We start from the raw sequence: 4,072 nt of genomic DNA on the forward strand, positions 1-4,072 counted from the left end.
CTATAATAGATAAGTGGCTCGCCACCAGTGATAACGATTAAAGGTTTATGTTTTAACCCAAGAATCAAGCTAATTAAACGATGAGAGTCAAATTTTTCATACTCAAAATGCGATGATTGTGCAGCTCTAATAGTATCGCATCCTAATAACATCTCTCCAGTTTTTGGTGAGCGAAGAGAACAACCAAACCCAACACATTTAAGATTACATCCACCAAGACGAATAAAAAATGCATTTTTACCTTGAAATTTTCCCTCGCCCTGAATCGAACTAAAATACTCAACAATCTCAACCATATTATCCGCCAGTTTGATAAAATGCCCTACTTGAGATCTCGCCTTTACCGTCATTTTCCCATTTATTCTTCTCAGGTTTTGCATCTAGGACAGCTTTTAAAATCTCTCTAGCTTTTGTATAATCTCTAGCTCTCATAGCTTCTTTTATGCTTTGACCATCTTCATAGTATAAACATGGGATTAAAAGCCCATCAGCACTTAGGCGTAAGCGGTTACAACTAGCACAAAAATCATGCTTATGTGGATCAATTATTCCAAATTTATAACCATCGCTGGTTTCAAATAGGCTTGAAGGGCTGTTTGGGCTTTTTGTAATCTCTTTTATACTATATTTTTTGGATAATATTTCTAAAATATCATCCTTTTTAAGTCCCTTTAAATCACTAGCAGCGTGAGTATTTTCCATAAATTCGATATAACGAATTTGAGCATTTTTGCTTTTTGCAAACTCTAAAAGTTCTATTAACTCTCCATCATTTACCCCGCGCAAAGCAACAGTATTTAGCTTTATACCAAATCCTTCATTTACCGCCTCATCAATTCCAGCTAAAACATAGCTTAAAACTTCCTTTCTAGCTAGAAAATTTGCCTTTTTAGCATCTAAAGTATCAAGCGATATATTTAATCTTTTTAATCCAGCCTCTCTTAACTCTTTAGCTTTTTGCTTTAGATAATATCCATTTGTCGTCATCGCCAAATCAAGACCTGGCTTATAATCATTTATCATTTTAACAAATTTTTGAATATCTTTTCTTACCAGTGGCTCGCCACCTGTGAGTCTGACCTTTTTTACTCCATTATCAAGGCAAATTTTAACAAATTCAAACATCTCTTCGTAGCTTAAGATATTATCTCTGCCAATGCTATTGAATTGATTATCTTCTGGCATACAATATCTACATTTAAAATTACATAGCTCAGTTACAGAAATTCTTAAATAATCAATCACTCTACCAAATTTATCAACTAGCATTACATCTCTTTTTTAAATTTCAAAATCATCGTAACTTGTCCTACGCCTAGTTGAAGATCTTTAGCAATCATCTCAGGGCTTTTTCCAGCCCTATACATCTCAACTACCTTGCTCTCATTGCTTACTTCAAAACTTGGCGGTGTAATTTTGCTTATACTTTTGGTTCGTTCTTCAAGGTTATATAGCCTATCTAATTGATCATCTTTTATCTCATTTACAGATTGTTCTATTATGCGAACATTTTCTATTATTGGAGCGATTTTATGGCTTAAGCCTTCGCTAATTTTAATATCAATTTGATGCTCTATCTGACTCATATCAATCGGACTTTCTATCACTGGTGGCGGAGTTTGCGCTAGCTCTGTTAGTTGTTTTTTGAGTTGATAATTCTCTTTTATTAGACCCTCTATTGCTAATTCAAATTTAGCAAATTTTAGATTTACTTGCTTATCTCTTAGCCAAAATATCGCCCCAAACACACCCAATAATAGCACAAATGCTACATAAAGTAATAACTCATTGCTCACTATTTTTAACCTTCCTTATCTCTAATCTCTCGCTCTCAGCTACAAAAGCGTTCCACTCACGCTCATTGCCTCTTGAAATTTTTAAAATCTTAGCACAATTTGGCGTAATTGCTTTAAAATATACCATAACTTCACGCTTGATAAATAATGGCAAATTTACCCTAGCAAAATAACTAGTCCCAACTTCTAAACAATCTTTATCAAATTCAAATCCCTCATATCCAATTTTACTAGTATCAAGACGAAATTTAAGTGGCTTTGGCGGAGTGTGTTGATTTTTAATAATATTTGATAGCTCTTCTACTTTTTTATATAGTTCAACTAAAAGCTTTATAGTTAGCGGATCGCTATTCTCACCTTCACCTCTAACCATCTCGATGCTTAACCACTCATCGATATTACTCCTACTTTGATTAAACTCGCTCTCGTGCGCCCCATCTATATCGGGTTCAAACTCAATCTCAACCCTACTACTAATCAATCTAAAATCTACCATAAGCTCACCAATACAAAGATAAAAAATATAATCCCTAAATAGCCATTTAAAGTAAAAAATGCTCTATCAATCTTGCTAAAATCTCGCCTAACAATTCTATGTTCAAGGTATAAAATAATCCCACTAACTACTACACCTACAAATCCTATTATTCCAAGCTTTGCACTAATAGCAAAAAGTAGCCAAAAAAGCACTGTAAGAAAATGAAAAAGAGCGCAAATAAACATCGAAGCCTGCGCCCCATAAATACTAGGAATACTAAATAATCCCATTTTTTTATCATAATCCATATCTTGCAAAGAGTATAAAATATCAAACCCAGCCACCCAAAAGACAACTCCACAAGATAATAAAATCACCCATAAAGGTATATCAGCAAGCACTGCAATAGCCCCAGCAATTGGTGAGAGCCCAAGACATATCCCAAGAACTACATGTGCAAGGCTAGAAAATCTTTTAAAGTACGAATATGCTCCTAGAATTGCTAAAATCGGAAAGCTTAACCAAAATGCAAGTGAATTTATAAAATATGCTACAACTACAAAAATTAATGCGTTTAACCAAATAAAGATTAATAAATTTTTACTGCCAATTCTACCATCTACACTTGGACGAGAAGCACAACGTGGATTATCTTTGTCAATATCTCTATCTAGATAACGATTTGCTCCCATAGCAAAATTTCTAGCACTAACTGCACAAAATAACCCCAAAATCAACAATTCAAAACCAAACCAAACCGAACCATTTGCACTTTTTGAAGCTACAATCATCGCTACAAAGATAAATGGCAAGGCAAATACTGAATGCTTAAACACAATTAATTCATTAATATCTTTTAAAATTTGTATAAATTTCGCCATATTTTTCCTTTAAGTTACTATTTTAGCAAAATTTATCTAAATTTTGATTGATAAATAGCTATTTTAAGTATATTTAGAGCGTTTGGTCAGTAAAATAACAAATTAATTCATTTTATAGCTTATTTAAAATTAATATCGCCTCCGATATAAATTTATCCAAATATTTATCCTTATTCTTATTCCATTTATACGGTAAAGGTATAGCCTTGCAATATCCTCCATACCAACCGCCACGCCACTGGTTATATGTTTTCTTAGAAATTATTTCTAAAGTTGGTATTTTTAAATTATCAGCTATATGAACATTACCAGTATCTGAACTAAGCAATAAATCTAGCCTAGAAGTAATCTCTACAAGATTTAATAGGTCATTATTATTTTTAAATACAAAAACATTATTTTTTTGGCAATCAAAATTGTTAGCCTTAGGATAACTCAATATCAAAAAAAGATAATTTTGAAATTTATTTGATAATATATTAACTATTTTCAACCACTCATTTAAGTTAAAATTCATATCTTTTCTCATTGAAGTTTGTGAAAACGGGCAAATACCTATAATCTTATCATACTTCTTATATTTAATATTTTGCAACACTTTATCAATGTAATCTTTATGAATTTTAGAAGTTTTTAGTCTAATTTGATTAAAATCTATAAAGTGATAATTTTTATCAAATATTTTATGATCTATTTCTCTTACAAGATTAATATATCTTTGAATTTCCATATGACTTTGACGCCAGTATGGATTTATAAAACGCTCTATTTTAGATACAAAAAATATCCCGTTTTTAAGCATTAAAGTCTGAGAAAAAGTAGCAATTCTCCTTTTAGCTAATATAGTTTTTGCTATTTTTAAGGTATTAATGCTATTATGATTAATCACTAAAAGAATATCAAATTCTCTCTGATAC

5 protein-coding genes and 1 pseudogene are annotated in these 4,072 nt (G+C 31.6%); all 6 read right to left on the bottom strand.

What is annotated here, in order from left to right; all coding sequences use genetic code 11:
* Nucleotides 1-296 (bottom strand): annotated as a pseudogene (locus J6V67_RS06265) (7-carboxy-7-deazaguanine synthase QueE); the annotation flags it as partial.
* Nucleotide 297: 1 nt separating this feature from the next.
* Complete coding sequence (moaA, locus tag J6V67_RS06270; RefSeq protein ID WP_291860321.1) at nucleotides 298-1,269, bottom strand: GTP 3',8-cyclase MoaA; 972 nt, start codon at nucleotides 1,267-1,269, stop codon at nucleotides 298-300.
* Complete coding sequence (locus J6V67_RS06275) at nucleotides 1,269-1,796, bottom strand: hypothetical protein (RefSeq protein ID WP_291860325.1); 528 nt, start codon at nucleotides 1,794-1,796, stop codon at nucleotides 1,269-1,271. The genes moaA and J6V67_RS06275 overlap by 1 nt, the downstream gene beginning before the upstream one ends.
* Entirely contained in the window at nucleotides 1,786-2,292 is a 507-nt protein-coding gene (locus J6V67_RS06280) for a hypothetical protein (RefSeq protein ID WP_291860328.1), read from the bottom strand. Before J6V67_RS06280 ends, J6V67_RS06275 begins: the two co-directional genes overlap by 11 nt.
* Nucleotides 2,286-3,155 (bottom strand): menaquinone biosynthesis prenyltransferase MqnP, encoded by an 870-nt coding sequence (gene mqnP / locus J6V67_RS06285; protein ID WP_291860330.1) that lies wholly within the window; start codon nucleotides 3,153-3,155, stop codon nucleotides 2,286-2,288. The genes J6V67_RS06280 and mqnP overlap by 7 nt, the downstream gene beginning before the upstream one ends.
* A 112-nt stretch (nucleotides 3,156-3,267) precedes the next feature.
* Nucleotides 3,268-4,072 (bottom strand): glycosyltransferase family 9 protein (locus J6V67_RS06290; RefSeq protein ID WP_367205782.1); only part of this gene is annotated, 805 nt, incomplete at its 5' end.

This window comes from Campylobacter sp. (assembly GCF_017646085.1).
Classification (GTDB): Bacteria; Campylobacterota; Campylobacteria; order Campylobacterales; family Campylobacteraceae; genus Campylobacter.

Excerpts from the sequence above, each read along its gene's own strand:
- moaA (WP_291860321.1), bottom strand. The coding sequence starts at position 1,269 with ATGCTAGTTGATAAATTTGGTAGAGTGATTGATTATTTAAGAATTTCT.
- J6V67_RS06280 (WP_291860328.1), bottom strand. The coding sequence starts at position 2,292 with ATGGTAGATTTTAGATTGATTAGTAGTAGGGTTGAGATTGAGTTTGAA.
- mqnP (WP_291860330.1), bottom strand. The coding sequence starts at position 3,155 with ATGGCGAAATTTATACAAATTTTAAAAGATATTAATGAATTAATTGTG.